Origin of the sequence: Actinoplanes sp. NPDC051861 (genome assembly GCF_040681145.1) — a bacterium.
Classification (GTDB): Bacteria; Actinomycetota; Actinomycetes; order Mycobacteriales; family Micromonosporaceae; genus Actinoplanes.
Genome location: NZ_JBFAYE010000010.1, coordinates 82,614 through 107,347, shown reverse-complemented (window position 1 = coordinate 107,347; position 24,734 = coordinate 82,614). Strand labels below are relative to the sequence as shown.

The following is a 24,734-nucleotide window of genomic DNA, read 5'->3' as shown; positions in this document are numbered from 1 at the left end:
GCAACCGAATTACTTCTTGGCACCCCGCCAACTACATAACACCGGAGGCAGGTAGCGGCTGGGATTACCACTTTGTTACCGGCGAGTTAGCTTATTTACATCCATCGATGTTGATCCATCTCCCCCTACCCCTGGGAGTTCAACATGTCCCGTCACCGGAAGGTCAGCCTCCTCGCCTCTCTCACCGTTGCCGCCGCCGCGATCCTGCTGGCGCCCGCAGCACCCGCCGCCGCGGCGAACCCGTACGAGCGCGGCCCCGCACCCACCAACGCCAGCATCGAGGCCAGCCGCGGATCGTTCGCGATCTCGCAGGTCACCGTGGCGCGCTCCAGCGTCAGCGGCTTCGGCGGCGGCACCGTGTACTACCCGACCTCCACGGCCTCCGGCACGTTCGGCGCGGTCGCCATCTCCCCCGGCTTCACCGCCTCGCAGTCCAGCGTCGCCTGGCTGGGACCGCGGCTCGCCTCACAGGGCTTCGTCGTCGTCACGATCGACACGCTGAGCACGCTCGACCAGCCGGACAGCCGCGGCACGCAGCTGCTGGCGGCCCTCGACTACCTGACGAACACCAGCTCGGTGCGCACGCGCATCGACGCCACCCGGCTCGGCGTGATGGGCCACTCGATGGGCGGCGGCGGCAGTCTCGCCGCGTCGCGCACCCGCCCCGCACTGCAGGCGGCCGTGCCGATGACCCCGTGGCACGGCACCAAGTCGTGGACGACCGTACGCGTACCCACGATGATCATCGGGGCGGAGAACGACACCGTGGCGCCGGTCTCGTCGCACTCCGAGCCGTTCTACACGAGCCTCACGTCAGCGCCGGACAAGGCGTACCTGGAGTTGAACAACGCGAGCCACTCGGCGCCCACGTCCGGTGGCAACGTGACGGTCGCGAAGTACAGCCTGTCCTGGCTCAAGCGGTTCATCGACAACGACACCCGTTACGACCAGTTCCTGTGCCCGGCGCCCTCCGGCACGGCGATCCAGGAGTACCGGGCCACCTGCCCGCACGCCTGATCAGTCCAGCAACCAGCTGTGGAGTGCTCGCCCGTACGGCGTCAGCATGAGGATCAGCACCAGGATCCAGGCAACCGTGCCGGCCAGACTCCACCGGTAACCCGCCCGGTCCCCGACGTGACGGGACCGGGCGATCGCCACGACTCCCAGGATCACGCCGGCGATCCCGGCCACGAAGACCAGCATCGCGACCAGCCGGGCGATCCCCACGATCCAGGCGAACGGGTTCCACACCGAGTCCGGCATCGAGGCCTTCGGGTCGTCGAGCCGCTCCAGGCGCGGGTCGAACAGCGCACCCGCGTCACCGGTCTGCACCACCGCCATGATCAGCACACCGAAGCTGCCGAGCAGGAAGGCTGCCAGCAGCACCCACTGGCCCCACACGAGCACGCGGCTGCCGAGGCTGCGCTCGGCGACGCCGGAGATCACAGGCTGCTCCAGCAGTAGAGGTGTTCCCCGGCGTCCCGGGCGTTGCGCGCCAGGGCGGCCATCTCGGTGATGCCGGACGCCAGCAATTCGTTGTCGGCGTAGCCGCTGAACTCCTCGATCCCGGCCCACCGGGTGGCGAGCTCCGGAATGCGGGCGGGGTCGAGACCGGCCAGGGCGTCCCGGGTCCGGTCACCGAGTTCCTCCACCCACGGGCCCTCGTGCTCCTCGAGCTCGTCGCCGGACGGCCACACCAGCGACGACCGAACCAGATCGACCGACCACGGCTCGTCCACGATGAAGCCGATCAGCTTGCCCAGGGAGACGACGGGATCGATGCCCTTGGCGTCGACGAGCTCGACCTCATCGGGTGACCCGCCGTCGTTCTCCGCCATCAACCGCACGACGGTGGCCGCGTCGGCAGCCCGGAAGTAGTCGTAGAGGACGCCCATGACCGATCAGAATAGGGTCAGGGGACCACTTTCCGGCAGGGGTGCGGGTGACGGCAGCGGTGCCAGCGACGGCACCAGCTCCCGGACCTCGTCGTGGAACCGGCGGCACAGCTCCGGAGCGTCCGCGTTGTCCGGCGTGTGGACGAAGACCGTCGGCGAGCGGCCCTCCCGCAGCCAGCCCGCCACCACCTCCACCCAGCGCTGCCAGCCCTCGACGGTCCGCGCGGTGTCGTCGCGCCCCAGGTAGCGGATGATCGGCCGATCCGTCAGCGCCCGCGTCCGCAACGGCATGCGGGGCTTCTTCATCCAGGCGTCGCGCTCCTCGTCGCTGGTCGGCGGCGTGGCGAAGAACGTTGTCGTGTCGAACGGGATCCACTCCGAACCGGACTCGGCGAGCACCTCCTCCAGGCGCTGCGGCGAGGAGAAGAAGGCGGGATCGCGCACTTCCACCGCGTACCGGAAAGAAGTGGGCATGCTCCGCAGAAAGCGCGACAGAACCGTCAGGTCGCCGGGTCCGAAGGATCCCGGCAGTTGCACCCAGAGTGCGTGAACCCGCGGGCCGAGGGGCTCGATCGCGTCGAAGAAGGCGCGCAACGGCTCGGCCGCGTCGCCCAGCCGGCGCTCGTGCGTGACCGTTTTCGGCAGCTTGAGCACGAACCGGAATTCACTCGGCGTCTGCGCGGCCCAGCCGGACACGGTCTCGCGCGCGGGCGTCGCATAGAACGTCGTGTTGCCCTCGACCGCGTTGCACCACCCGGCGTAGAAGCGGAGCCGGTCCGGCGACTGCGGCAGGAACCGCCCCTGCCAGGACTTCAGGTTCCACATCGCGCAGCCGACGTGCAGATTCACCGCCTGACAGTACCGGTGGAGGCGCGGGCGACCAGCGCGGGCACGAACGTCGCCTGCTCGTGCTCGTGGTCCGGGTTGGTCGCCTCGTCCAGGACGAGCCGGGCCGCGGTGCGCCCCAGCTCCTGGCGCGGCTGGCGCACCGAGGTCAGCGGGACCGCCGCGGCCGCCGCGAAGTCGATGTCGTCGAAACCGACGATCGCCAGGTCGTCGGGAACGCGCAGGCCGGCGCTCACCGCGTGCTGCAGCAGACCGAGGGCGAGCAGGTCGTTGGCGCAGAACGCGGCGGTCGGGCGGCGGCGGCTGGGCAGGCCGGCCAGGCGCTCCCCGGCGGAGCGCCCCTCGTTCACGGTGAGCGCCTCGGTGGGCAGGTGGATCAGGTCCTCCTCGGGCATGCCCAGCTCGGACCACACCTCCCGGGCACCCTGCAGGCGCTCGCGGACCTGGCCGATGCTGGACGGCCCGCCGACGAACGCGACCCGCTCATGACCGCGGTCGATCAGATGCTCCACGGCGATGCGCCCGCCGAGCACGTCGTCGACCGCGACCGAGCAGTGGTCGCCGCCGCTGCTCAGCCGGTCCACCATGACGAACGGGATGCCGCGCCGGCCGATCTCCTGCAGGTGCGGCGCGTCCGGGTCGACCGGCGTGATCAGGATGCCCTGCACCCGCTGCTGGACGAGCCGGTCGAGGTGCTTGGCCTCGCGATCGACCCGGCTGTTGCTGTTGCACACGAACAGCGAGAGGTCGGCGGCCTCCGCGGCCGTCTCGATGCCCTCGGCGACGTCGTGGAAGAACGGGTTGCCGCCGTCGAGCATCACGTAGGCGAGCGCCCGGCTGGTGCCGGCGCGCAGCTGGCGGGCCGACTCGTTGCGCACGAAGCCCAGCTCGGCCATCGCACGCTCGACCCGCTCACGGGTGGTGGCGCTGACCACCGAGGGACGGTTGAGCACGTTGGAGACCGTGCCCAGCGAGACACCCGCGGCCGCGGCGACGTCCTTGACCGATGGAGCACGGCCGTTGCGAGGCTGTTGACTCACCGGTGTCTTCCCCCAGGCTTTTGAAACTCCGGCTTTTCTTCAAACTGAATATAGCGAAAGCAGCGTCTAAACAGGAACTCTAGGGTGTGAAACATTTCAAGATCGGTAGGATGCTCACTCAGTGTACTGAGGTGTATACCCTTACCCCATGAGTACACCGCCGTCACCGCCTCGCACCGTCGACCGCGCCGACGTGGTGCACGAGCGCTTGCGTGACGCCATCCTCTCGGCCGAGCTGCGCCCCAACCATCGCCTGGTCGAGAACGAGATCGCGGACTGGCTCGAGGTGAGCCGGACCCCGGTGCGCGAGGCACTGTTCCGCCTCGTGCAGGAGGGCCTGGTGGTCCAGCGTAAGGGTTGGGTGGTCCGCGATCACACCCCGGCCGAGATTCTCGAGATCATCGAGGCCCGAGCCGGAGTCGAGGCCCACGCCGCCTACCTCGCCGCACAGCGCGTGACGGACGACCAGCTGGCCCGCATGGAGGCCCTGATCGTCACGATGGAGGACGACTCGATCTCCCGCCTGCGGCTCAACGAGCTCAACAACGTCTTCCACGACATCGTGACCGAGAGCTGCGGCAATGCGGTGGTCGCGCAACTCCATCGCCGCACGAAGATCCATTACTGGAACCTCAATCAGCCGGTGGTGTTCACCCCCGCCGACGACGAGATCGTCAACACCCAGCATCGGGAGCTGGTCGCGGCCCTGCGCGCCGGCGACGGGGAGACCGCGGCGAAAATCGCGAGAGAGCATGTGGGCAACACCGGGCGCATCATTCGGGCGGCGTTAGGGATTATTTAGGGCTTATTTGGTACGCCCGATCAACACAGTCCCCTTCGCCCGTGGCGGGCCGCCAGGCGCTCCCACCGGGCCGTCCCACGGCGCCGGCCCATGCGCTTCCCCTCCCGGCCGTCCCTCGCCGCCGGCTCCTGCACTTCCCCTCGCGGCCGTCCGCCGCTTGCACTTCCCCTCCCGGCCGTCCGCCGTGCGCTTTTCCACCCCGGCCATCCCCGCCGCCGCCTCCTGCGTCTCCACTCCCGGCCGTCCGCCCATCCGCTTCCCCACCCGGCCGTCCGGCGGCGCCGCCTCCTGCATCTCCACTGCCGGCCGTCCGCCCATCCGCTTCCCCACCCGGCCGTCCGGCGGCGCCGCCTCCTGCATCTCCACTCCCGGCCGTCCGCCCATCCCCCGGCCGTCTGGCGGCGCCGGTCCGTGCGCTTCCCCACCGGCACGGGCCTCCACACCGCGCGGTATACATTGCGGTGCGCAAGTTGAAGGTGCTGTCTGCCTGGGCCGGGGCGTTTCTACTGGAACCGCCCCCCAATACGGTCTCGGCGAGCACGAGCAGCAGGGAGACGTGGATGTCACCGAGGACGCTGCCGGTTGTGCTGCTGATCGTGGCTCTTGTTACCTCAAGCTGCGGGAAGCCGGCGTCGACCGCCGCCGGTGCGGAGATGACCATCCGGAGTGGCACTCTGCAGATCGGGTCGCAGCAGGCCTATGTGCCGGGCGAGTTCCGGGCGGAGGGGTCGGACGAACTCCGCGGCTTCGGTGTGGAGATCGCTGAGGAGATCGCCGGGCGGCTCGGGCTCACCCCGGAGTGGGTGCAGTCCGACTATTCAGCGCTGATCGCCGGCCTGGAGGCGCAGCGGTTCGACATGGGGTCAGGCGGCATGAGCTACAACCCGGTGCGGGCCGAGCAGGTCGACATGATCGGGTACTTCCAGTCCGGGGCCACCTTCCTGGTACGCAAAACCGACGAGGGCAGGTTCGGGACCGGTGAGTCGATGTGCGGGCACCGCTTGGGCATGATCGAGGGCTCGACCACTCTGGAGAAGGCGGTCGCCGGCCTCAACGAGAAGTGCGGTGGCAAGCCGATCGAGATCGAGTACTACACCTCGACCCCACTCGGACTGCAGGGCCTGCTCTCCGAGCGGATCACGGCCTACGCGCCGGACCTCGCCCAGGCGCGGTACATCGTCGAGGAGAACCCTGACCAGTTCGCGACCACCGGCTACCACCTGGTCGACTACCTGATCAACTTCACGTTCCGGAAAGGGAATGCGGGGAACCGCACCCTCCGCGACGCCGTCTACGAGACGCTCGACGGCATGATCAAGGATGGGACATACGGGCGGATCCTGGCCGCGTGGGACCTCGAGTCCGGCGCCCTGACCCGGCCCGCCTACAACGGGGACCTCAGCGGCAGGCCGTGACGTGACCGACGACGTCGTACGCCACCCGCGCCCCTGGACCCACACGCTCCAGGCAGCCGTAGCCGTCGCCGCCCTCCTCGCCGTCCTCCACCCGCTGCTCACCTCGGGCGTCTTCGACCTCGCGACCGTGGGCGAGTACCTGTTCGCCCCCACGATCCTCAAGGCCGTCCAGGCCACCCTCGCCCTGGCCACCCTCAGCACCGCTCTGGCCCTGGTCCTCGGCACCGGCATCGCGCTGCTGCGGATCAGCCCCAACCCGGTCCTGCGCACCGCCGCCGCCGGATACGTCTTCGTCTTCCGCGGCACGCCGATGCTGGTCCAGCTCCTGATCTGGTTCTACGCCGTACCCCGGGCAATCGGGCACATCGGCCTCTACGTCCCCGGCACCGACATCGTGCTGATCCCCTACCAGCCGGCGAGCAACATCTTCACCCCGTTCGTCGCGGGACTGTTCGCGCTCACCCTGGCCGAGGCCGGCTACATGGCCGAGGTGGTCCGCAGCGGCATCCAGGGCGTAGACGCCGGCCAGCGCGACGCCGCCCGAGCCCTCGGCATGCCATCCAGCAAGATCATGCAACAGATCGTGCTGGTCCAGGCGTTCCGAATCGTCCTACCGGCCCTCGGAAATCAATACATTCTCATGATCAAAAACACCTCTCTAGCGTACGCGATCGGCTACGCGGAAATCCTCCTGGCAGTGAGCCGCATCTACTACACCAACTTCAAATACCTCGAACTGCTACTCGTCGCCGCCTTCTGGTACCTACTACTGACCGCCGTGATCACACTCGCCCAGCACCTCCTGGAACGGAAGTACCCCGCCCTCTGACCGCCCGCCCACCCGGTCCACCCTGCCCACCCAGTCCACCCGACCCGCCCGGTCCACCCGGTCCACCCGGCCCGCCCAGTCCACCCCAGTCCACCCGGCCCACCCAGTCCACCCGGCCCGCCCAGTCCACCCAGCCCGCCGATGACCGCTCTGTCCGCCCGATGACCGCCCTGTCCGCTCGCCACGAGGAGGGCCCACCCAAAACTGCGCCACTACCCAGCCCACGCCCGCGCGCGCTCCTCCTGAAGAAACGCCATAGCCGGTCCCACCCGAACCCCGCAGACCTCGAGGCGAACTAGGCGGGAGCGATGTGTGCCGCCACGATGCGCCAACCGCCGTCATAGGCCCACGTCCGCGTGTACCGCAGCCGCGCACTCATCGGCGCCCCACCGAAAGTGCCGCTCACCGTGCCGGTGAGGAAGGTGACACCGGTACTCCCGACAACCAGCGACCCCAACTCCTCCTCGACAAGACTCGTCACCACAGAGGTGCCACTGCGGTACGCCTCGAGGTCGTCCTCCTTGGAATACCGCGCCCCGTCCGGCCCGACCGCGATCAGGCGTTCGTCAAGAAGCCGGTCCAGCTCCTCGACATCCCCCGCCCTCTGCGCCTCCTGCAGCCGGCGCTCAGCCACGAGAAGCAGGGCCTCGAGATCGTCTTCTCCCATGCCAGGCACTGTATTCACCCCAACCTCAAACCCCCGCCGCAACAGCCGCACCAAGACAGAGCAACGTGCACCCGGTGACCACCTGAAGGCGCCGATGCGTAGCCGGCCGAGCAACCAACGCCCGCCCCCGATCAACGAGCCAGGTGAACACCACGTACCACGTCCCGGTAACCACCGCCCAGAGCACCCCCAACGCGACGCTGGAAACCAGAACCGGCCCGTCAGCACTGACGAACTGCGGCAACAACGAAACCGCGAACACCCCAGCCTTCGGATTGCCGAGGTTGGTAGCAAGCCCCGCAACATAAGCCCGCCGCCGCTCCCGCTCCCACCTCACCCCATCCCCCACACTCCGCGCCGGCCAGCCGTCCTCCCACTCACGCCGGCCCCCTTCAAGCCTGTCCCCTTCAACCTGCGACAGCCGGCTCCCCTCGTCCTCAACCTGCGACAGCCGGTTCCCCTCGTCGTCAACCTCCGACAGCCGGTTCCCCTCGTCGTCAACCTCCGACAGCCGGCTCCCCTCGTCCTGCCTGGGGGTGTCCCCTCCGATGCGCTGCCGCCGGCCATCCGCTCGTAGCGACCGCAGCGTGCTCACACCGAGCCCGGCCAGCAACAACCCACCAGCGATACGCAGCAGCGTGTAGGCGTTCGGGTTGGCGAGCAGCACCGCTGAAAGCCCGGCCGCCGCCGCGGTAGTCCAGATCACCAGCCCGGAACAAGTACCAGCGATCGCGGCCCACGCCCGGCGCCGCCCACCCTCCAGGGTCTGCCGGACCACGAGCGCCTGCCCCGCGCCGGGCAACATGGCGAGCATCCAGGTAGTAGCAACGAAAACACCGATGTGAACGGGCATGAACCCAGCCTCCCGGCCTCCCTTCCTCAAGAGAAGTGAACATTCCACCTCTCAGCATTAAGCTCGTTTAATGCCGATCGGCCCCGAACAACTCCGCCTCCTCGCGCTGATCGACCGCAACGGCTCCCTCGCCGCAGCCGCCTCGGCACTCGGTCTGACCCCGGCCGCCGTCACCCAGCAGGTAGCCCGCGCCGAACGCGACAGCGGAGCTCCCCTGGTCCGGCGCGGCCCACGGGGCGCGACACTCACCGCCGCCGGCGCCCTCCTCGCAGCCCACGGCCGAACCGTCGATCACGAGACCTCCATCGCCGCCGCCGGTCTGGCCCGGCTCCTCGGCCAGCTGTCATTGCGGCTGCGCCTCGGCGCGTTCCATGCCGCCGCCCTGCACCTGCTGCCACCCGCGCTCACCGCCCTGCGGCACCGCCACCCGGACGCCGACCTCTCGGTGATCGACATCCAGTCCGAGAACGGCGTCCCAGCCGTAGCGGCAGGCGACCTGGACCTGGCCGTGATCGCCGCCTGGGACGACCCGCCCACCGCACCGGACCACATCCGCCTGCACCCAATCCTCGACGACCCGATGGTCGTGGTCCTCCCCGACGATCACCCCCTGGCTCTCTCGTTGGCCGCTGACCAACCACTCCGCCTCGACCACCTCAGCGCCGACGCGTGGGTGGTCATCCTTGCCGGGCACGCAGCCCGCGCCCAGTTCGACCGCGCCACGTCCGCCGCCGGTTTCACCCCCGACATCCGCTTCCAGACCGCCTCCTACGACGTGGCGCAGGCACTCGTCGGCACCGGCATCGGCGTCGCTCTGGTCTCCCGGCTCGCCCTCAACAACACGCCGGGCACGACACACCGCCCTCTCGAGTCAAGCGACCTGCACCGCCGCCTTTACGCGGTGACCCAGACCGACACGACCCTCACACCCCTGGTCGAAGCGTTCCTGCGCCTACTAAAGGACGTAGCCGCCAACCGCTGAACCAGCCGTCATCCAAACCAGGCGACACCGCCCTGGTCCGAACCCACGTGGGCACCGGCCCTCAACGGAACCCACGTGACATCAGCCCTCAGCCGAACCAGGTGAGGCCCCCGCCATGTGCCCTGGCCCAGGCGAGCGGCTTGCCGTCCAGGGCGAGGACGTTGTGCAGAGTCTCGTCGGGTGGGCTGGGCAGATTGTCGTAGGCAATGACGGTCGGGTTCTCGACGGATATCCAGTGGCCGGGCTTTCCGCGTACGTCTGAAAGAAAGATCTCCCGGCGCTCAGCCGGCACCTGATAGAGAACCGACGTGTGGAAGATGACAAGCGTCGCACCCGCCGGTGCATGCGCGACCAGCGCGGGGAGATCGTCCACCAGGTCTCCGCGCACCAGCAGCGGTGGCTCGGCCGCCACGATGCGCGCCGCGGCCTGCTGCCGGGCCCGGCGGTGATCGTGCTCCGGCCAGATCAGCGCCTCGAGCCAGGCGGCGTCCGCCGGATCGGTCAGGTCGAGCGGGTTGAGATCCAGGCCCGCGCGCCAGACCACCTCGGGCAGACGGTCCGGAGGGGCCGTCCCGGTCAGCTCGCAGTCGAGGATCGGCCCGCCGTGGCCGAGCACCTGATCGCCATAGCGGTAGGTGTAGCGGTCGGGAAAGAGATTCAGGCCCGCTGAGGTACCGACTTCCAGCAGGGCAAGTGGTTGCGGCAAGGCGGCAAGCACCGGCAACAGCAGAGCGCAGCGTCCCGGTTCGTTGGTCTGCGTGGCCCGGACGAGGATCTGCTCCTTGACTCGCGCCCACTCGGTGACGGCGAACTCCAGGAACGCCGCCGGGTCGGTGACCGGGCCATCGAGGTACTGGCCGACTGCGAAGAGGAGGTTGGGCTGGCGCTTGGCCGGCGGCAGCGTGTCCAGCAGAGACAGCAGCCGAGCGTCGTGGGAGACCGCCACCGCCAGCGCTTCGTAGGCCGGCGACTCCCCCACGGCCTCTCGCGCGGCGAACTCGGCGTAGACGGTCGCGGTTGTCATGATCGCGATGATGCCATGCGCCCGGCACAACAGATTTCCGCGGAACCGCGTTCTCCTGGCGGATCCGACACGGGGAGGCTTGATGCGATTCGAAGAGTTCGCAGGGGCACGGCTGCCGGCGCTGCTGCGCTATGCCGTTCTTCTCAGCGGCGACCGGGAAGAGGCCCGGGACATCGTGCAGGAGGTACTCGCCCGCGCGTACCTCAAGTGGCACCGGATCGAACCGCTCGACGAGCCCTACGGTTACGTCCGCCGGATGGTGACCAACGAGTACCTCTCGCTGCTGCGCCGGCGCCGACTGAGAACCGTGCCATTGGACACGGAGGACACCGCGCTCGCTTCCGCGCAGGACACGCCGCCGGTGGACGACGAGTTGTGGCAACTGCTGGCCACGCTGCCGCGGCAGCAGCGCGTGGTGATCGTCCTTCGCTACTACGAAGGACTGGGCGATGAGGAGATCGCCGAGGTGCTGCACTGCCGGCCAGGCACCGTCCGCGGCTACGCGAGCCGCGCGCTGGCGACCCTGCGCATCGAACTGACCGATTCCCCCGCCGCGCCCGCCCGATGGGAAGTGCTCTCGTGAACACCCTTGAAGATCTTCGCCGCACCCTGGACACCCACGCCACAGCCGCTCCGGACGCCTTCGGCCTGATTGAGCGGGCCCGCACGCATGCGGTCCGGCTGCGGCGCCGTCGTCGCATCTTGACGGGTACGGGAACCGCGCTCGCCATCGTCCTGGTATCCGTCGCCGTTCCGCTGTTCCTCCGGCAGCCCGCCCCGGCGCCGTCGCCGCCGGCCGCCCCGCCTTCACGATCCGCCGCCCAGCTGAGTGTCGAACTCGTCCCCGGCTCCGCCTTCCAGATCACCACGCGAGGCGGCACCGAGGACTCGCAGTGGGCGACCGTCCGCGCCACCGTCGACATCGAGTCCGCAAGGCCCGGCCGTCCCGGCGCCAACGAGGGTGCTGATGTCATCGTCCACGATCCAGGCACCTATGACCCAGCCGTCCTGCAGCGCGGCGAGCCCGTCACCGTCGCCGGCCGCCCCGGCTGGTACGTCGAGTCCTTGCCGAGCGTGGTCATCGTCCCGCTGGACCTGCCCGCCGCCGCCGGCCCAGCGGTCGGTTTCCAGGACCCGAGCGGCGCCTGGGTGACCGTCGGCGACGTGGAAGCCGAGGAGACCGCCAGACAACACCTCATCGAGATCGGGAACCAGGTGCGCCTGGCCGAACCGATCGAGGCCGGCGCCCCCTTCCAGTTCGGCTGGCTGCCCGAAGGACTCCCGGTCAGCAGGGTCCGCCAGCTCCCGATGGGCCCCGCGGTCACCTTCGGGTTCGGCCCCGTCAGCGGCAGAGACGTGGCTCTGTCCGTGACCGCTCAGTCGAGCGTCGGCGACCGGGACTGGCCGATGATCAAGGACGGGATGCCGGACACCGTGACCGTCAACGGCAACACCGTCCGGTACGCCGCCCGCCCCAACGCCGTCTGGACCGGCCCGGACACCGGCGCCGACATGACCGTTGAAGTCGGCACCTGCGTCTTCTACTTCCATGTCCTCGACCGGGAGCGCCTCTCCCGGCCGGACCTTCTGAGAATCGTGGAACATGCCCGTTTCACCTCCTGTGACGACCCGTCGACCTGGCTCCCACCGGCTCGATAAGGTCTCGATCATGCCGTTGCTCTTCTCCTACGGAACGCTGCGTGACCCGGCCGTCCAGCAAGAGACGTTCGGCCGGGCACTCGCAGGCCGCGACGACCGCATCCTCGGATTCCGCCTGGACCAGATCGAGATCACCGACCCGCACGTCCTCGCGGTCAGCGGCCTGACCCACCACCCGATCCTGGTCGCGACCGGTGACCGGGGCGACGGGGTGGACGGGTCAGCCCTGGAAGTGACCGAGGACGACCTGCTCCGAGCCGACGATTACGAAGTGGACGACTATCACCGCGTGGAGGCCCCACTCGCCTCGGGCGACAAGGCGTGGGTCTATGTAGCCCGCGCCTGACCTATGCACCTGGATCGTCCAGCCCTCATGGGCCCTTCCTTCTTACCTCACCGCGCCCGCTCCCGTCAGCCCTCCTCGCACTGAACCGTCCACGCAGCCCAGCCGGCCCAGCCTGAACGTCCACGCAGGCCAGCCCGCCCAGCCTGAACGTCCACGCAGGCCAGCCCGCCCAGCCTGAACGTCCACGCAGGCCAGCCCGCCTGGCTTGAGGCGTCCACACTGGCCAGCCCGCCTCGTTTTCACGTTCGGCCGACCGCGCTCGAGCAAGCATCTACGCCGTCTACTCCTCGCGGGGCCGGCCCCTTCCACTCCTCGGCCGGGACCGGGCCACCTCCGCCCGGATCAGCGACAACTCCCGCCGTGGGCCCGCATCGCCCCGGCTGGGCCGGATCCCAGGGCTCTGTGGGGCGCACCCCCATCGCCCCTGAGAGCCCGGCCCGTCGCCTTCAGGCCAAGTCCCGGGTGCCATCGCCGACGCGGCGCCGCCCGTGCCTCAGACGGTCAGGATGAGCTTGCCGCGGGTGTGGCCGGTGGCGCTTTGCTCCTGGGCCTTGGCCGCTTCGGCCAGGGGAAACGTCTGTGCCACGGTGACCCGTAGGGTGCCCGCCGCGGCCAGGCGGGCGTGTTCGGCGAGCACGTCGCGGCTGCGTTCGCCGCTGGCGGAGAACGGGACGCCGAACTGCGGTCCTGAGGCGTCGGCGATCGTGATGATCCGGTGCGGGGTGCCGCCGCGGAGCTCGATCGAGTCGGGCAGGACGTTGTGGCCGGCCGCGTCGAAGGCGGCGTCGACACCGTGCGGGGCGACCACACGGACGCGGTCGACGAGGCCGTCACCGTATTCCACCGGGATGGCGCCCAACTCGCGCAAGTAGTCATGGTTGGCACGGGACGCGGTGCCGATGACGGTGACGCCACGGGCGGCGGCGAGTTGGACAGCCAGGCCGCCGACGCCACCGGCCGCGCCGTGAATCAGCAGAGTCTCGCCGTCCTTGACCATGAGCAGGTCCAGCACCCGATGGGCGGTCTCACCGGCGACCGGCAGGGCGGCGGCCTCCGCCCAGCCGAGCCCGGCCGGCTTGCGGACGACCACGGTGGCCAGCGCGAACTCGGCGTAGGCACCGCTGTCGGTGAACCCGAGAACCTCGTCGCCGGGCACCACGCCGGTGGCACCGGGACCGAGCGCGTCGACGACGCCTGCGGCCTCGACCCCGGGAATGGCCGGAAATCTGGTCGGAAACACCTGCTCCAACCAGCCGTTGCGGATCTTGTGGTCGAGCTGGTTGACGCCGGCGGCCCGGACCCGCAGCCGGATCTGACCGAGCCCGGGACTCGGGAGCTCCACTTGCACGGCCCGCAGCACCTCGGGACCGCCAAACGTGTCGAAGACGATTGCCTCCATCGTTGCCACCTCTTCTGTGGGTCGATTGCCTGGAGCCAGGTTGCTGCGGTTCGGCGGCGGTGTGGAGAGGAGCGTTTTAGCTAGGATCATCAGTCCCTGGCTGCCGATCGGCGAGCAGGCCACGATGTGTGCATGGACCGAACCGAGCTCGCCGACTTCATCCGCCGCTCCCGCGAGCGGCTGCGGCCACAGGATGTCGGGATGACGGCGGGGCCGCGGAGGCGGACGCCGGGTTTGCGCCGTGAAGAGCTCGCGCTTCTGGCCGGGATGTCCGCCGACTACCTGATGCGCCTCGAGCAGGCCCGCAGCCCGCAGCCGTCCACGCAGTTGCTGCGGTCGCTGGCCCACGCGCTGCGACTCAGTGACGACGAGCGCGACCACCTTTATCTGCTTTCCGGGCACCGGCCGCCGGCAGGGCGGCTCGCCGGTCACCACGTCCGGCCCGGGCTGCTCTATCTGCTCGACCAGCTCACCGGGGTGCCCGCGCAGATCCTCGGTGACCTCGGTGACGTGCTCGCGCAGAACACGGTGGCCGAGACCATGTTCGGCGGGATCTGCCCGCCCGGGCAGCACGACCACGAGCGGGATCACAACATCGTCTGGCGCTGGTTCAACGACGCGCGGCTGCGGTCAGCATTCCCGGCCGACGACCATGAGTACTGGAGTCGCCTGCACGTGGCCGACCTGCGGGCAGCGATTGGCCGGCGCGGCAACGACCCGTCGGCTGCCGCGCTCATCGAGCACCTGCGGTCGGGCAGCGCAGAGTTCGCCGCGCTGTGGGACAGGCACGAGGTCGCGGTGCGCCGCACCAGCCGCCTGCGCGTGCACCACCCGGCCGTGGGCGATCTGGAACTCGACACCGAGATCCTGGCGACCCCGGCCGAGGATCAGCGTCTCGTTCTGTTGACCGCGCCACCGGGCAGCCAGACCGCCGAGCGGCTGGAACTGCTACGTGTGGTGGGACAGGAGGCGTTCGCTGGTTGAGAAGGTCCGCTAGGGTGTGCGCGTGACTACCCCCGATCCGGAATCCCATCCATCGTGGCTGACCTGGCCGATTCGGGCGATCGCCATCGTCGTGGTGCTGCCGTTCCGGTTGCTCTGGGAGGCCGTCAAGCTGGTCGGGCGCTTCCTGGAACGGTTCGTGCTGGCGCCTCTCGCCTGGCTGTGGCGGGTCCTCGTGGTGATCCCGGTGAGCTGGCTGGCCGGGGTGATCTGGACTGGATTGCGGGCGGTCGGCGGCTGGGTGCTGGTGGCGCTGCGGGTGCTGATCGGAGTGCCCGCGGTGTGGTTGTGGCGGCAGGTGGTGCTCCCGGTGCTGCGGTGGGTCTACCGGTGGGTGCTGCGGCCGGTGGTCGTGGCCGTGTTGGTGGCGGCGTCGTTCGTGGTCGAGCGGATGATCGTGCCGGCGGCGGTGTTCGTCTACGAGTGGGCGCTGCGGCCGGCGGGACGGGCGGTCGTGTGGTTCTTGCGGGCCGGATGGGAGGGAACGGCTTGGCTGGGGAGACAGGTCTACCGGTTCCTGGTGCGGCCGGTCGGGATCGGTCTCGTTTGGATTTATCGGTACCTGTTGCGGCCGGTGGGGGTCGCGCTGGGGTGGGCTTGGCGGTACACGTTCGGCGCATTGTTTCGGGGGGTGGTGATCGTTTGGCGAGCTACGGTGATGCCGGCCTCGCGGTGGGTGCGCGACGAGATCTGGCGCCCGGGAGCGGCGGCCGCACGATCCGTGCTGGTGGCGGTCGGGCTACGGCGCTGACCCAGGTGGGAACACCGGCCGAATCCTGACGCCGTGGCACAGGAGGAATGCGCGAAAGGCCGGGCAGACGGCTCGGCGCTCCCGGGGTGCCGCACCGCCGGGAATGGGGCGAGCCGCCCCGGCGCCGGAGAGTCGGCTACGAAGCGGCTCGAGTCTTTGGGCGCTCCCAGGGCCAAGGCCCGGTTTGCAGTCCTGGGAGCGCTCCCAAATCACGTTACAACACATTGACCTTGTTGAGAAGAACACATGACGAACACGGTCGATTTAACGCGGGCCGGGTGAGCGGGCGGATCCGCCGGCCACATGCAGGACCGGGTCTGGAGCAAGTGCGGGACAGGTCAGGAGGCAGGTACCAGGGCCGACCAGGAGCAGGTACCGGGACCGAGCCAGGAGCAGGTACCGGGACCGAGCCAGGAGCCGGTGCGGGACCACGCCAGGAGCCGGTGCGGGACCGAGTCAGGAGCCGGTGCGGGACCGAGTCAGGAGCCGGTGCGGGACCGAGTCAGGAGGGGTGCGGGACCCGGTCAGGAGCAGGTACCGGGACCGGGTCAGGAGGGGGATTTCGACTCGCTGCGGAGGAGTTCGGTTATCTCGTCGGCGGGGAGGGGGCGGGCGAAGAGCCAGCCCTGGCCGGTGTCGCAGCCGAGGGCGCGGAGGCGGTCGGCCTGGTGGCGGGTTTCGACGGCTTCGGCGGTGACGGTTATGTCCAGGGCGTGGGCCAGGCGGATGACGGTTTCGACGATTTGCTCGTCGACTTCGGCGGAGCCGCGGAGGCCTTCTGCGGAGCGGTGGCCTTCTGCGAAGCGGAGGCCTTCTACGAAGGGGCCGGCCAGTTTGAGGGTGTGTACGGGGAGGCGGCGTAGGTAGGCGAGATTGGAATAGCCGGTTCCGAAGTCGTCGATGGCTATGCGGATGCCGCGCTGGGCGAGGCCGTCCAGGGCTCGTAGCGGGGCGCCGTCGGTGTCCATGATGGCGCTTTCGGTGAGTTCGAGGACCAGGCGGCCGGGGTCGAGGGCGGTGCGGGCCAGGACGGCTTCGACTTCGGTGAGGAACGACGGCTCGTGGGTCTGCGAGACGGTCATGTTGACGCTCATGGAGACGCGGAGGTGAGGGAAGAGGCGGGACCATTCGGCGGCCTGGGTGCAGGCGGTCTCCAGGACCCAGTGGCCCAGTTGGAGGATCACGCCGGTCTCCTCGGCAAGGGGGATGAAGGCGTCGGGGCTCAGTAGTCCCAGGACCGGGTGCTGCCAGCGGACGAGGGCTTCGACGCCGTGGATGCGTTCGTCGGCCAGGGAGACCAGGGGCTGGTAGACGACGGTGAACTCGTGGCGGTCGAGGGCGTCGGGCATGGCGGCGGCCAGTTCGTAGCGGGCGGCCTGGCGGGCGTTGCGGTCGGCGTCGTACATGACGAAGCGGCCGCGGCCCTCCTGCTTGGCGACGTAGAGGGTGAGGTCGGCGGCCTTCATGAGTTCGGCGGGGGTGGTGGCGTGGACGGGGCTCTCGACTACGCCGATGCTGGCGGTGACCCGCATGCGGTGCTGGTCCAGTTGGTAGGGGCGGGACAGGGCGGCAAGCGCTTGCTCGGCCAGGGCGGTCAGTTCGGCGGGGCCGGCGGGATTGTCGGCGAGGAGCACGAACTCGTCGCCGCTCATCCGGCCGGCGATGAAGACGGGCCGGGCTGCGCGGTCTGGGCCGGGGCCACGGGCAAAACCAGGGCCGGCAGAGGGATCAAGGCCGGCGAAGGAAGCGGCGGCAGGCGAGGGAACAGCGGCAGGCGAGGAGCCGGCAGGGGCGGGAGCGGCGGCAGGCGAGGAGGCGGCAAAGGGGGAGGCAGCGGCAGGCGAGGAAGCAGCGGGAGGGGAAGCGGCAGAAGGAGAGGGGGCAGGAGAGGAAGAGGCGAAAGGGGAGGCGGAAGGGGAGGTGGGAGGTGAGGAGACGGCGGGAGAGAAGGTGGTGACGCATGTGGTCAGGCGGTGGGCTACTTCGGCCAGGAGTTCGTCGCCTACCTGGTGGCCCAGGGTGTCGTTGACGCGTTTGAAGCCGTCGAGGTCGAGGTAGCAGAGGCCTACGCGGGCGCCCGGAAGCGGATCGGTGAAGATGCGGTCCAGGTGGGCTGCGATCATCGCGCGGTTGGGGAGGCCTGTCAGTGGGTCGTGGGTGGCCTGGTGTTCGAGGCGGTCCTGGAGGCTCAAGCGGTCGGTGATGTCCTGGACCATGGCGATGGTGAGTTCGGGGGCGCCGTTCTCGTCTCGGATCAGTGAGGCTGTCATGTCGGTCCAGACGACGCCGCCGTCCTTGCGGTAGTAGGCCTTCTCCAGGCGTACGTGGTCGCGGTCGCCCCGGATCATCTCCGCGTAGAGCTTCCACATGTCCGGCGGGTCGCTCGGGTGGGTCAGCTCGGGGACGTTGAGCGCGCACATCTCGTCGGCCGTGTAGCCGAGCAGGTCGGCGAAGGCCTGGTTGACGCTGACGATCTGGCCGTCCATGGTGCTGACGCCGATGCCGACGGCGGCGCTGTGGAAGATCGCGCGCAGGCGTTCCTCGCTGGTGCGCAGCGCGCGTTCGGCGGCTGCGTGGGCGCCCAGGACGGCGCTGCTGAGGCGCTCCTGTTCCGCCATCGTCGCCTGCCGGAGCGCGTGGGCGTACCCGGAGGCGACCGCGCCCTGGATCTGCACCACTCGTTCGCGGTGTGCGGGGCCGGCGCCGGCGTCGACGGCCAGGTGGTCGCCGATGACCTGGATCGTCGCGGAGAGTACGGCTGGTTCGGTCAGGTGTGCTTCGACCAGGGCCGCGCCCACCGCCGCGGCCTGGCCGGGGTCGAACCGCGGGGAACGCAGCGCGGTGATCAGCCCGCCGGTGAGGCGGCGCAGCAGGGTGCCCAGCGCGGCCGCGTCCAACGGGACGAACCCGGCCCGGGACACCCGGCGTCGCCAGCGGCGGGCAAAGACCGCCGGCCCGGCGGCGTCCTGGGGCGGTGTCCGGCGATCAGGCGGTGTCCGGCGGTCAGAAGGCGGCATCCGGCGATCGGAAGGCGGCGGCATTCGGCGGTCAGGCGGCGTCTGGCGGTCAGAAGGCGGCGTCCGGCGACCAGGCGGCGGCGTCAGGCGATCAGGCGGCGGCGTCAGGCGATCAGAAGGCGGCGGCGCCCGGCGATCGGAAGGCGGCGGCATCCGGCGGTCAGGCGGCGTCTGGCGGTCAGACTGCGGTGTCCGGCGGTCAGAAGGCGGCATCCGGCGGTCAGTTCTTCCGGCCGACGCCGGCGTATGCCCCCACTCGCTCGGGATGTTCGTCGACCGGGTCCTCGGGGTCCGGGCGCCACCGCGGTATGAACACCAGGCCCGGCTCGACCAGGTCGAAGCCTTCGAAGTATGTCGCGATCTCGGTGCCGCCTCGGAGCACGATCTCGGTGGCGGTGCGGCCGGAGAGCCGCTGCGCCTCGATCACCTCGGGGGGCTGGCCGTCCGCCGTGGCGTGCGAGATCAGCAGGTAGCTGCCCGTCGTCACCGCGTCGCGCAGGGCGGCCACCACCGAGGCCGGACCGTCCGCGTCCGGTACGAAGTGCAGCACCCCGGCCAGCAGCACTGCCACCGGCTCGTCGAAGTCGATCAGGCCGAGTTTCTCGCTCTCGGCCAGTACGCGGTCCACGTCGCGGACGTCGGCGCAGATCACACCGGTGCCCTGGGTGCCGGCGAGGATCGCCCGGCTGTGCTCGACGGCCACCGGGTCGATGTCGACGTAGACGACCGTCGCGCCCGGCGCGGCCTCCAGCGCGATCTCGTGCACGTTGCCGGCCGTCGGGATGCCGGAGCCGATGTCGAGGAACTGGCGTACGCCCTGCGCGGCCAGGTAGCGCACCGCGCGGCGCAGGAACACCCGGTTCGAGCGCATCGTCTCGCCGATGTTGGGCGTCATCGCCGCGATCTGCTCGGCCAGGGCCCGGTCGACGGCGAAGTTGTGCGCACCGCCGAGGAAGTAGTCGTACACCCGGGCCGCGCTGGGCTGGTTGACGTCGATCCCGGCCGGCACCCAGTCGTTCGGTCCCGTCACGGCGCACCCTCCTCCATGGACAGTTCAAGAACCACAACTGTCTATCGTCTCGGTGGGCGCGAGGCAATCGTCCGAGCGCGCGGCATCGGGCAGCGAAGGTCCCCGGGCCGGGATCCGGTCCGCCAGGGCCGGGTCGACGCGCCACAGCGAGCCGTCCGCAGCACCGGTGACCGTGGCGATCATCGAGAGGAACGCGGTCCGGATCTGCAGCTCGGTCTGCTCCGCCGGCAGGTCGGAGAGCTCGACCAGCAGGGACGCGCTGCCGAGGATCCCGTACGCGTTGCGGGCGATCCCCTCGTAGTCCCCGCCCGGATAGCGGGTCACGTAGGCACCGGGAAAGGCGGACGAGCGCACGGCCAGCTGCTTGCCCGCCGTGACCGCCGCCGCCGAGACCAGCGGACTGGTCGGCCAGAGCACCGACGCCGTCGTCTCCCGGCCGTCGGGCTGCAGGTAGCGGCCCTGCATGTGGTAGTCGACGACGATCCTCGGCCGGGTCCGCTGCCACCACCGCAGCACCGCCCGCGACTCCGGCACCGGGTTGTCCGCGATCGGCGTCAGCGGGTTGTGGAACCGGTTGATGTCGTAGCCGACGCCCGGCTGCGAGTACTCCCCCGTCGCGCGAAGGTCGTGGTTCCAGCGCTGGTTGCGCGCCGCCCCGTCCGGGTTGGCCTGGACGACGATGTCGACGGTGACCTTCTTGCGCAGCGCCCGGTGCCACGCCGTCTCCGGCACACCGAGCGCCCACAGCGCCCGGATCGCCGCCGGCGTGCCCAGAGGCTCGTCCCCGTGCTGCTGGGTGATGAGAAGCAGCCGCACCGGGCCGGTCCCGACGGTGGCCAGGCGCAGCGGCCGGCCCTCGTTGCTGCGGCCGATGATCCCGAGCCGCACCCGCCCGTCGCTGGCATGGGCCACCCGCTCAAGCGCGCGGCCGACATCCAAGGCAGCAGCGACGGCAGGAACGGGGGCGGCGACGGCAGGAACGGGGGCGGCGACGGCAGGAACGGGGGCGGCGACGGCAGGAACGGGGGCGGCGAGGACGCCGAGCCCGAGGACCAGAGCGAGGACGGCGGCCAGACGAGCTTTCACGGCGGCTCCCAGATATCGCTAGACGTCAATGTCTAACGCCACCCTAGAGCGTTCAGCGGCCATACCCGAACATCTTCGCCGCCAGGTCGGTCATCACCTCGGTCGCGCCCGCGCCGATGCCCAGGATCCGCGTGTCCCGGTAATGCCGCTCGACCTCGGACTCGCGCATGTACCCCATCCCGCCGTGCAGCTGCACGGCCTCGTCCACCACGTACTTGCACGCCTCCACGGCGGCGTTCTTGGCCAGGCAGACCTCACCGATCACCGGATCGCCGCCGGCGTGGCGGACGGCGACCTGCCGGGTGTACGCCCGGGCCAGCTCGATCCGCTGGCGCATCTGGATCAGCTTGTGCTGCACGACCTGGCGTGCGATCAGGGGTTTGCCGAACGTGCGGCGCTGTCTCGCGTACTCCAGGGTCAGGTCCAGGCAGCGCTGGGCGACCGAGTACGCGTGCACCGCCGCGATGATCCGCTCAGGGACGAACACCTGCCCGATCAGCAGGAACCCGGCGCCCTCCCCGCCGATCAGGTTCGCCGCCGGGACCCGGCAGTCCACGAACGACAGCTCCGCGGTGTCCGAGCACAGCCAGCCCATCTTGTCGAGCTTGCGGGACACGCTGAAGCCCGGCGTGCCCTTCTCGATCACCAGCAGGCTGACCCCGGCCGCGCCCGGGCCGCCGGTGCGCACCGCCGTCGTGACGAAGTCGGCGCGTACGCCGGACGTGATGAACATCTTGGCGCCGTTGACGACGTAGTCGTCGCCGTCGCGTGCCGCGGTGGTCCGCAGCGACGCCACGTCCGAGCCGGCGTCCGGCTCGGTGATGCCCAGCGCGCTGATCCTCTCCCCGGCCAGGGTGGGCCGCACGAACCGCTCGACCAGGTCCGGGTCGCCGACGGCCACCATGTGCGGCAGCGCGATGCCGAGGGTGAACAGCGCCGCGTGGCAGCCGGACGAGCCGCCCGCCTCCAGGAACGCCTCGGTGGCCACGACCGTGTCGACGGTGTCGCCACCGTCGCCGCCGTACTCCTGCGGGAAGCCGATCGCGTACAGGCCGGCCTTGGCGGCGCGCTCGTGCAGCTCGCGGGGGATCTCGCCGGCCTGTTCCCAGGCGGGCAGGTGGGGCAGGACCTCACGGGCGGCGAACTGGCGCATGGCGTCGGCCAGAGCGAGCCGCTCGGGCGTGGCGAACGGATCGAAATAGGTCATTCGGCTCTCCTCAGCGGGGCGCGTTCGACGAGGGTGTCCGGGGCACGGCGGCCGAGCAGGACGGCGGCAGCGCGTTTCCAGCGGCGGATGAGCAGTTCGCGGTGGGCCAGGTCGCCGCTGACGATGCCGGTCATGGCCAGGCCGGTGAGCACCTCGAAGCTGAGCTGGATGACCGTGCCCAGCCGCGGGTCGCCCGGCGCGGCCTGCTCCAGCAGGGCCCGCGAGCGCTCGTGCAGGACACCGAAGAGTTCCTTCTCGACCGGGACCAGGGCGTCGCGCAGCTCGGCGTCGGTGCGGGCCGCGTTCCACAGTTCGAGGGCGGCCCAGAACAGCGGCGAGGAGAAGTGGTGCCAGACGACGTCGATCACGGCGTCGATCGGGTCGGTGCCGTCGGGGACGGCGGCCAGTTCGGCGCCGAGGCCGGACAGGCGTTTGCGGGCGACGTGCTGGACGGCGCCGGCGAGCAGGTCCACCTTGGTCGGGAAGTGGTGCAGCAGGGTGCCGCGGGGCACGTCGGCGCGGGCCAGGACCTCGGCGGTGGTGGTCTCGGCATAGCCGCGCTCGACGAGGCACTGCACGGTGGCGTCCAAAATCTTGGCGCGGGTCGCCTCGCTGCGCTGTGCCTGGGTGCGCCGGGTCGCCGCGGTCATGCATTTACCGTACGACGTGACGGTAACTTCTGTCTGCACCCACCTCTGACAGCCCTTGCCGTGACCCAGCTCACTCATTTACCGTCACGCCAGACGGTTAGAGGAGGCTCAATGGTTCGGCTCTGGAGGCGGCGGCCGGCCGCGCCCGAGACCGGGATCGATCCGCCGCGGCGGTTCGCGTACCCGTACGCCGCCTCGGCCGAGATTCCCGCCTCGCCGCAGCGGGTCTTCGCCGTGCTGGCCGAGCCCGGCCGGATGGCCGACTGGCTGACAATGCACACCGGCTGGCCCGGCGAGCCACCCGGCACTATCACCGAGGGTGACCGGTTCACGCAGCGCGTCAAGCTCATGGGCATGCCGGCCGAGGTCCGCTGGACGGTCACCGGCCTCACCGACGCCCGCACGGTCTGGCTCGACGGCACCGGCCCGATGGGCATCCTCGTCGGCCTCTACCTCTCCGTCGTGACCAGTCCAAACGGCACGATCGTGCGCATCGACGGCGGCGTCGAGGGCGGCACCACCGACGGCCCGCTCGGCGGAATGGTCGCCCGCAACCTCGCCGACGCCATGCAGAAGTCCCTGACCAGGCTCGCCGCCCTCTTCATCGGGAAAGAGCCGCCCGCGGAGAAGAACGAGAAGAAGCCGCGCGCCGAGAGAACACAGCGCGTGAAGACGGCGCCGATCCTGCACGAGCGCACCGGGACCGAAATTGATCCGTGGACGCCGGTGCTCGTCGGCGCCGGGCAGGTCAGCGAGCGCTCCACCGACCCGAACGGCGGCGATCCGGTCTCCCTCGCCGTCCGCGCCCTGCGGCTGGCCGCGGACGACAGCGGCGCCGGCGCGAAACTGCTGGCGGCGGCCGACTCGGTGGGCTACGTCGCCAGCGTCTCCTGGCAATATCTCGACGGTGCCGCGCTGATCGCCTCCGCGGTCGGTGCCGAGCCGGCCGAGACGGTGCAGTCCAGCATCTTCGGCGGCGACGGCTCGCTTCGGCTGATCAACGACATGGCGGCGGAGATCGCGGCGGGCCGGGTCGCGGTCGCCCTGGTCGGCGGGGCCGAGGCCGCGGCCACCGCCGCGGTCGCGGAACGTGCGGCGCGAGACCTGGGATGGTCCGGGCAATCCGAGGGTACGGTGCCCGCGCGCACAGTCGGCGTGGACACCGCACCCAACACCGACGCCGAGGTGGCGGCGGGGCTCGTCGCACCGGTCTACGCGTACGCCCTCATCGAGTCCGCGATCCGCGGCAAACTCGGCCTCACCGCCGCCGAGCACCTGTCCCGGATCACCGAATTGTGGTCGCGGTTCTCCGCGGTCGCCGCCGCCAACCCGCACGCCTGGCAACCGGAGCACCGCACCGCCGCCGACCTGGCCACCCCGACCGCCGGCAACCGGCCGATCGCCGCGCCCTACCCCAAGCTGCTCACCGCGAACCTGCAGGTCAACCAGGCTACCGGCCTCATCCTGTGCAGCGCCGAGGCGGCACAGCGCGCCGGCATCGACCAGGACCGCTGGGTGTTCGCGCACGCCGGCGCGCACGCAGGCGACGAATGGTTCGTCACCGAGCGCGCCGACCTGGCGTCCTCCCCCGCGATCCGCGCCGCCGGGACGGCCGTGCTCGACCACGCCGGCATCACCGTGGACGACGTCCGGCACATCGACCTGTACGCGTGCTTCCCGTCGGCGGTCCAGATCGCGGCGGCGGAGCTGGGACTGCCCCTCGACGACCCGCAGCGGCCACTGACCGTCACCGGCGGGCTCACCTTCGCGGGTGGGCCGGGCAACAACTACACGAGCCACGCGATCGCGAGTCTCGTACCCTTGCTTCGTTCTGACCCCGAGGCCTACGGCCTGGCCACCGCGCTCGGGTGGTATCTGACCAAGCACGCCGCGGGGGTCTTCTCGGCGCGGCCGCCGCGGCGCACCTACCTCGACATCGACGCTGACCTGGGCCTTTCACGGCCCGCTGCCCGCAAGGTACGCACCGGCTGGACCGGGACCGCCGTGCTGGAGGCCTGGACCGTCACCTACGGCCGCGACGGCGAACCGGAGGCCGGCATCGTCACCGCGCTCACCGACGACGGCGACCGCGTGATCCGCCGCGTCACCGACCCCGCCCTGATCGACCGGCTGCTGACAGAGGACCCGCTCGGCCTGCCACTGTCCGTCACCGCCGGCGGCTTCGCGATCACCGGCACCACCCGCACCCTGAACCGGCCTTCCTCCTCTTAGCA

The 24,734-nt window shown here is 70.3% G+C and carries 24 protein-coding genes; 11 read left to right on the top strand and 13 right to left on the bottom strand.

What is annotated here, in order from left to right; all coding sequences use genetic code 11:
* Positions 1-144: 144 nt before the first annotated feature.
* Positions 145-1,017, top strand: a complete 873-nt coding sequence (locus AB0M02_RS25445) for a dienelactone hydrolase family protein (RefSeq protein WP_364230756.1) — start codon at positions 145-147, stop codon at positions 1,015-1,017.
* On the opposite strand, the gene AB0M02_RS25440 is transcribed toward AB0M02_RS25445, so the two are convergent.
* The 4 genes from AB0M02_RS25440 to AB0M02_RS25425 are packed head-to-tail and all read right to left on the bottom strand — an operon-like array spanning position 1,018 to position 3,781.
* Entirely contained in the window at positions 1,018-1,446 is a 429-nt protein-coding gene (locus AB0M02_RS25440; protein ID WP_364230755.1) for a hypothetical protein, read from the bottom strand. It lies immediately after the preceding gene.
* A complete protein-coding gene (locus AB0M02_RS25435) occupies positions 1,443-1,895 on the bottom strand; it encodes a hypothetical protein (RefSeq protein WP_364230754.1) in 453 nt (150 codons plus the stop codon). Before AB0M02_RS25435 ends, AB0M02_RS25440 begins: the two co-directional genes overlap by 4 nt.
* A gap of 6 nt (positions 1,896-1,901) precedes the next feature.
* The gene (locus tag AB0M02_RS25430; RefSeq protein WP_364230752.1) at positions 1,902-2,744 is read right to left on the bottom strand and encodes a DUF72 domain-containing protein; all 843 of its coding nucleotides are present in this window, start codon (positions 2,742-2,744) and stop codon (positions 1,902-1,904) included.
* Positions 2,741-3,781 carry a LacI family DNA-binding transcriptional regulator gene (locus AB0M02_RS25425; RefSeq protein ID WP_364230749.1) on the bottom strand — a complete coding sequence of 347 codons (1,041 nt, stop codon included), beginning with the start codon at positions 3,779-3,781 and terminating at the stop codon, positions 2,741-2,743. The genes AB0M02_RS25430 and AB0M02_RS25425 overlap by 4 nt, the downstream gene beginning before the upstream one ends.
* Before the next feature lie 148 nt (positions 3,782-3,929).
* Between AB0M02_RS25425 and AB0M02_RS25420 the strand changes: the two genes are divergently transcribed.
* From AB0M02_RS25420 to AB0M02_RS25410, 3 genes are all read left to right on the top strand, one after another.
* Positions 3,930-4,583, top strand: coding sequence for a GntR family transcriptional regulator (locus tag AB0M02_RS25420; RefSeq protein WP_364230747.1), 654 nt, complete (start codon positions 3,930-3,932; stop codon positions 4,581-4,583).
* 560 nt (positions 4,584-5,143) lie between these two features.
* Entirely contained in the window at positions 5,144-5,998 is an 855-nt protein-coding gene (locus AB0M02_RS25415; RefSeq protein ID WP_364230745.1) for a transporter substrate-binding domain-containing protein, read from the top strand.
* 1 nt (position 5,999) lies between these two features.
* A complete protein-coding gene (locus tag AB0M02_RS25410; RefSeq protein WP_364230742.1) occupies positions 6,000-6,827 on the top strand; it encodes an amino acid ABC transporter permease in 828 nt (275 codons plus the stop codon).
* Between the two features lie 295 nt (positions 6,828-7,122).
* Here the strand turns inward: AB0M02_RS25410 and AB0M02_RS25405 are convergent, their stop codons facing one another.
* Together AB0M02_RS25405 and AB0M02_RS25400 are read right to left on the bottom strand one after the other, a co-directional pair.
* The gene (locus tag AB0M02_RS25405) at positions 7,123-7,494 is read right to left on the bottom strand and encodes a nuclear transport factor 2 family protein (RefSeq protein ID WP_364230740.1); all 372 of its coding nucleotides are present in this window, start codon (positions 7,492-7,494) and stop codon (positions 7,123-7,125) included.
* A gap of 25 nt (positions 7,495-7,519) precedes the next feature.
* Positions 7,520-8,347, bottom strand: a complete 828-nt coding sequence (locus AB0M02_RS25400; protein ID WP_364230739.1) for a LysE family translocator — start codon at positions 8,345-8,347, stop codon at positions 7,520-7,522.
* Positions 8,348-8,417: 70 nt separating this feature from the next.
* Between AB0M02_RS25400 and AB0M02_RS25395 the strand changes: the two genes are divergently transcribed.
* A complete protein-coding gene (locus AB0M02_RS25395) occupies positions 8,418-9,329 on the top strand; it encodes a LysR substrate-binding domain-containing protein (RefSeq protein WP_364230736.1) in 912 nt (303 codons plus the stop codon).
* A gap of 88 nt (positions 9,330-9,417) precedes the next feature.
* Here the strand turns inward: AB0M02_RS25395 and AB0M02_RS25390 are convergent, their stop codons facing one another.
* The gene (locus AB0M02_RS25390; RefSeq protein WP_364230733.1) at positions 9,418-10,353 is read right to left on the bottom strand and encodes a DUF2332 domain-containing protein; all 936 of its coding nucleotides are present in this window, start codon (positions 10,351-10,353) and stop codon (positions 9,418-9,420) included.
* 82 nt (positions 10,354-10,435) lie between these two features.
* On the opposite strand from AB0M02_RS25390, the gene AB0M02_RS25385 reads away from it, so the two are divergent.
* The 3 genes from AB0M02_RS25385 to AB0M02_RS25375 are packed head-to-tail and all read left to right on the top strand — an operon-like array spanning position 10,436 to position 12,358.
* Entirely contained in the window at positions 10,436-10,936 is a 501-nt protein-coding gene (locus tag AB0M02_RS25385) for a SigE family RNA polymerase sigma factor (RefSeq protein ID WP_364230732.1), read from the top strand.
* Entirely contained in the window at positions 10,933-12,012 is a 1,080-nt protein-coding gene (locus tag AB0M02_RS25380; RefSeq protein ID WP_364230729.1) for a hypothetical protein, read from the top strand. The genes AB0M02_RS25385 and AB0M02_RS25380 overlap by 4 nt, the downstream gene beginning before the upstream one ends.
* Positions 12,013-12,022: 10 nt before the next feature.
* Positions 12,023-12,358 carry a gamma-glutamylcyclotransferase family protein gene (locus AB0M02_RS25375; protein WP_364230727.1) on the top strand — a complete coding sequence of 112 codons (336 nt, stop codon included), beginning with the start codon at positions 12,023-12,025 and terminating at the stop codon, positions 12,356-12,358.
* Positions 12,359-12,851: 493 nt separating this feature from the next.
* On the opposite strand, the gene AB0M02_RS25370 is transcribed toward AB0M02_RS25375, so the two are convergent.
* Positions 12,852-13,757: an NADP-dependent oxidoreductase gene (locus tag AB0M02_RS25370; RefSeq protein WP_364230724.1), complete on the bottom strand. Its 906-nt coding sequence runs from the start codon at positions 13,755-13,757 to the stop codon at positions 12,852-12,854.
* 132 nt (positions 13,758-13,889) lie between these two features.
* On the opposite strand from AB0M02_RS25370, the gene AB0M02_RS25365 reads away from it, so the two are divergent.
* Entirely contained in the window at positions 13,890-14,741 is an 852-nt protein-coding gene (locus AB0M02_RS25365; RefSeq protein WP_364230723.1) for a helix-turn-helix transcriptional regulator, read from the top strand.
* 22 nt (positions 14,742-14,763) lie between these two features.
* Positions 14,764-15,510: a hypothetical protein gene (locus AB0M02_RS25360; protein WP_364230720.1), complete on the top strand. Its 747-nt coding sequence runs from the start codon at positions 14,764-14,766 to the stop codon at positions 15,508-15,510.
* 548 nt (positions 15,511-16,058) lie between these two features.
* Here AB0M02_RS25360 and AB0M02_RS25355 read toward each other — a convergent pair.
* The 5 genes from AB0M02_RS25355 to AB0M02_RS25335 all read right to left on the bottom strand — a co-directional run bounded on the left by AB0M02_RS25355 (position 16,059) and on the right by AB0M02_RS25335 (position 22,500).
* Positions 16,059-18,527 (bottom strand): EAL domain-containing protein, encoded by a 2,469-nt coding sequence (locus AB0M02_RS25355; protein WP_364230719.1) that lies wholly within the window; start codon positions 18,525-18,527, stop codon positions 16,059-16,061.
* A gap of 220 nt (positions 18,528-18,747) precedes the next feature.
* A complete protein-coding gene (locus AB0M02_RS25350) occupies positions 18,748-19,557 on the bottom strand; it encodes an SAM-dependent methyltransferase (RefSeq protein WP_364230717.1) in 810 nt (269 codons plus the stop codon).
* A 24-nt stretch (positions 19,558-19,581) separates the two neighbouring features.
* On the bottom strand, positions 19,582-20,643 hold the full coding sequence (locus tag AB0M02_RS25345; protein ID WP_364230715.1) for a M14 family zinc carboxypeptidase: 1,062 nt from the start codon (positions 20,641-20,643) through the stop codon (positions 19,582-19,584).
* A 52-nt stretch (positions 20,644-20,695) separates the two neighbouring features.
* Complete coding sequence (locus AB0M02_RS25340) at positions 20,696-21,850, bottom strand: acyl-CoA dehydrogenase family protein (RefSeq protein WP_364230713.1); 1,155 nt, start codon at positions 21,848-21,850, stop codon at positions 20,696-20,698.
* Positions 21,847-22,500 (bottom strand): TetR/AcrR family transcriptional regulator, encoded by a 654-nt coding sequence (locus AB0M02_RS25335; protein ID WP_364230712.1) that lies wholly within the window; start codon positions 22,498-22,500, stop codon positions 21,847-21,849. The genes AB0M02_RS25340 and AB0M02_RS25335 overlap by 4 nt, the downstream gene beginning before the upstream one ends.
* Before the next feature lie 111 nt (positions 22,501-22,611).
* Here AB0M02_RS25335 and AB0M02_RS25330 point away from each other — a divergent pair, with 111 nt between their 5' ends.
* On the top strand, positions 22,612-24,732 hold the full coding sequence (locus AB0M02_RS25330) for an SRPBCC family protein (protein ID WP_364230710.1): 2,121 nt from the start codon (positions 22,612-22,614) through the stop codon (positions 24,730-24,732).
* The last annotated feature ends 2 nt before the right edge of the window (positions 24,733-24,734 follow it).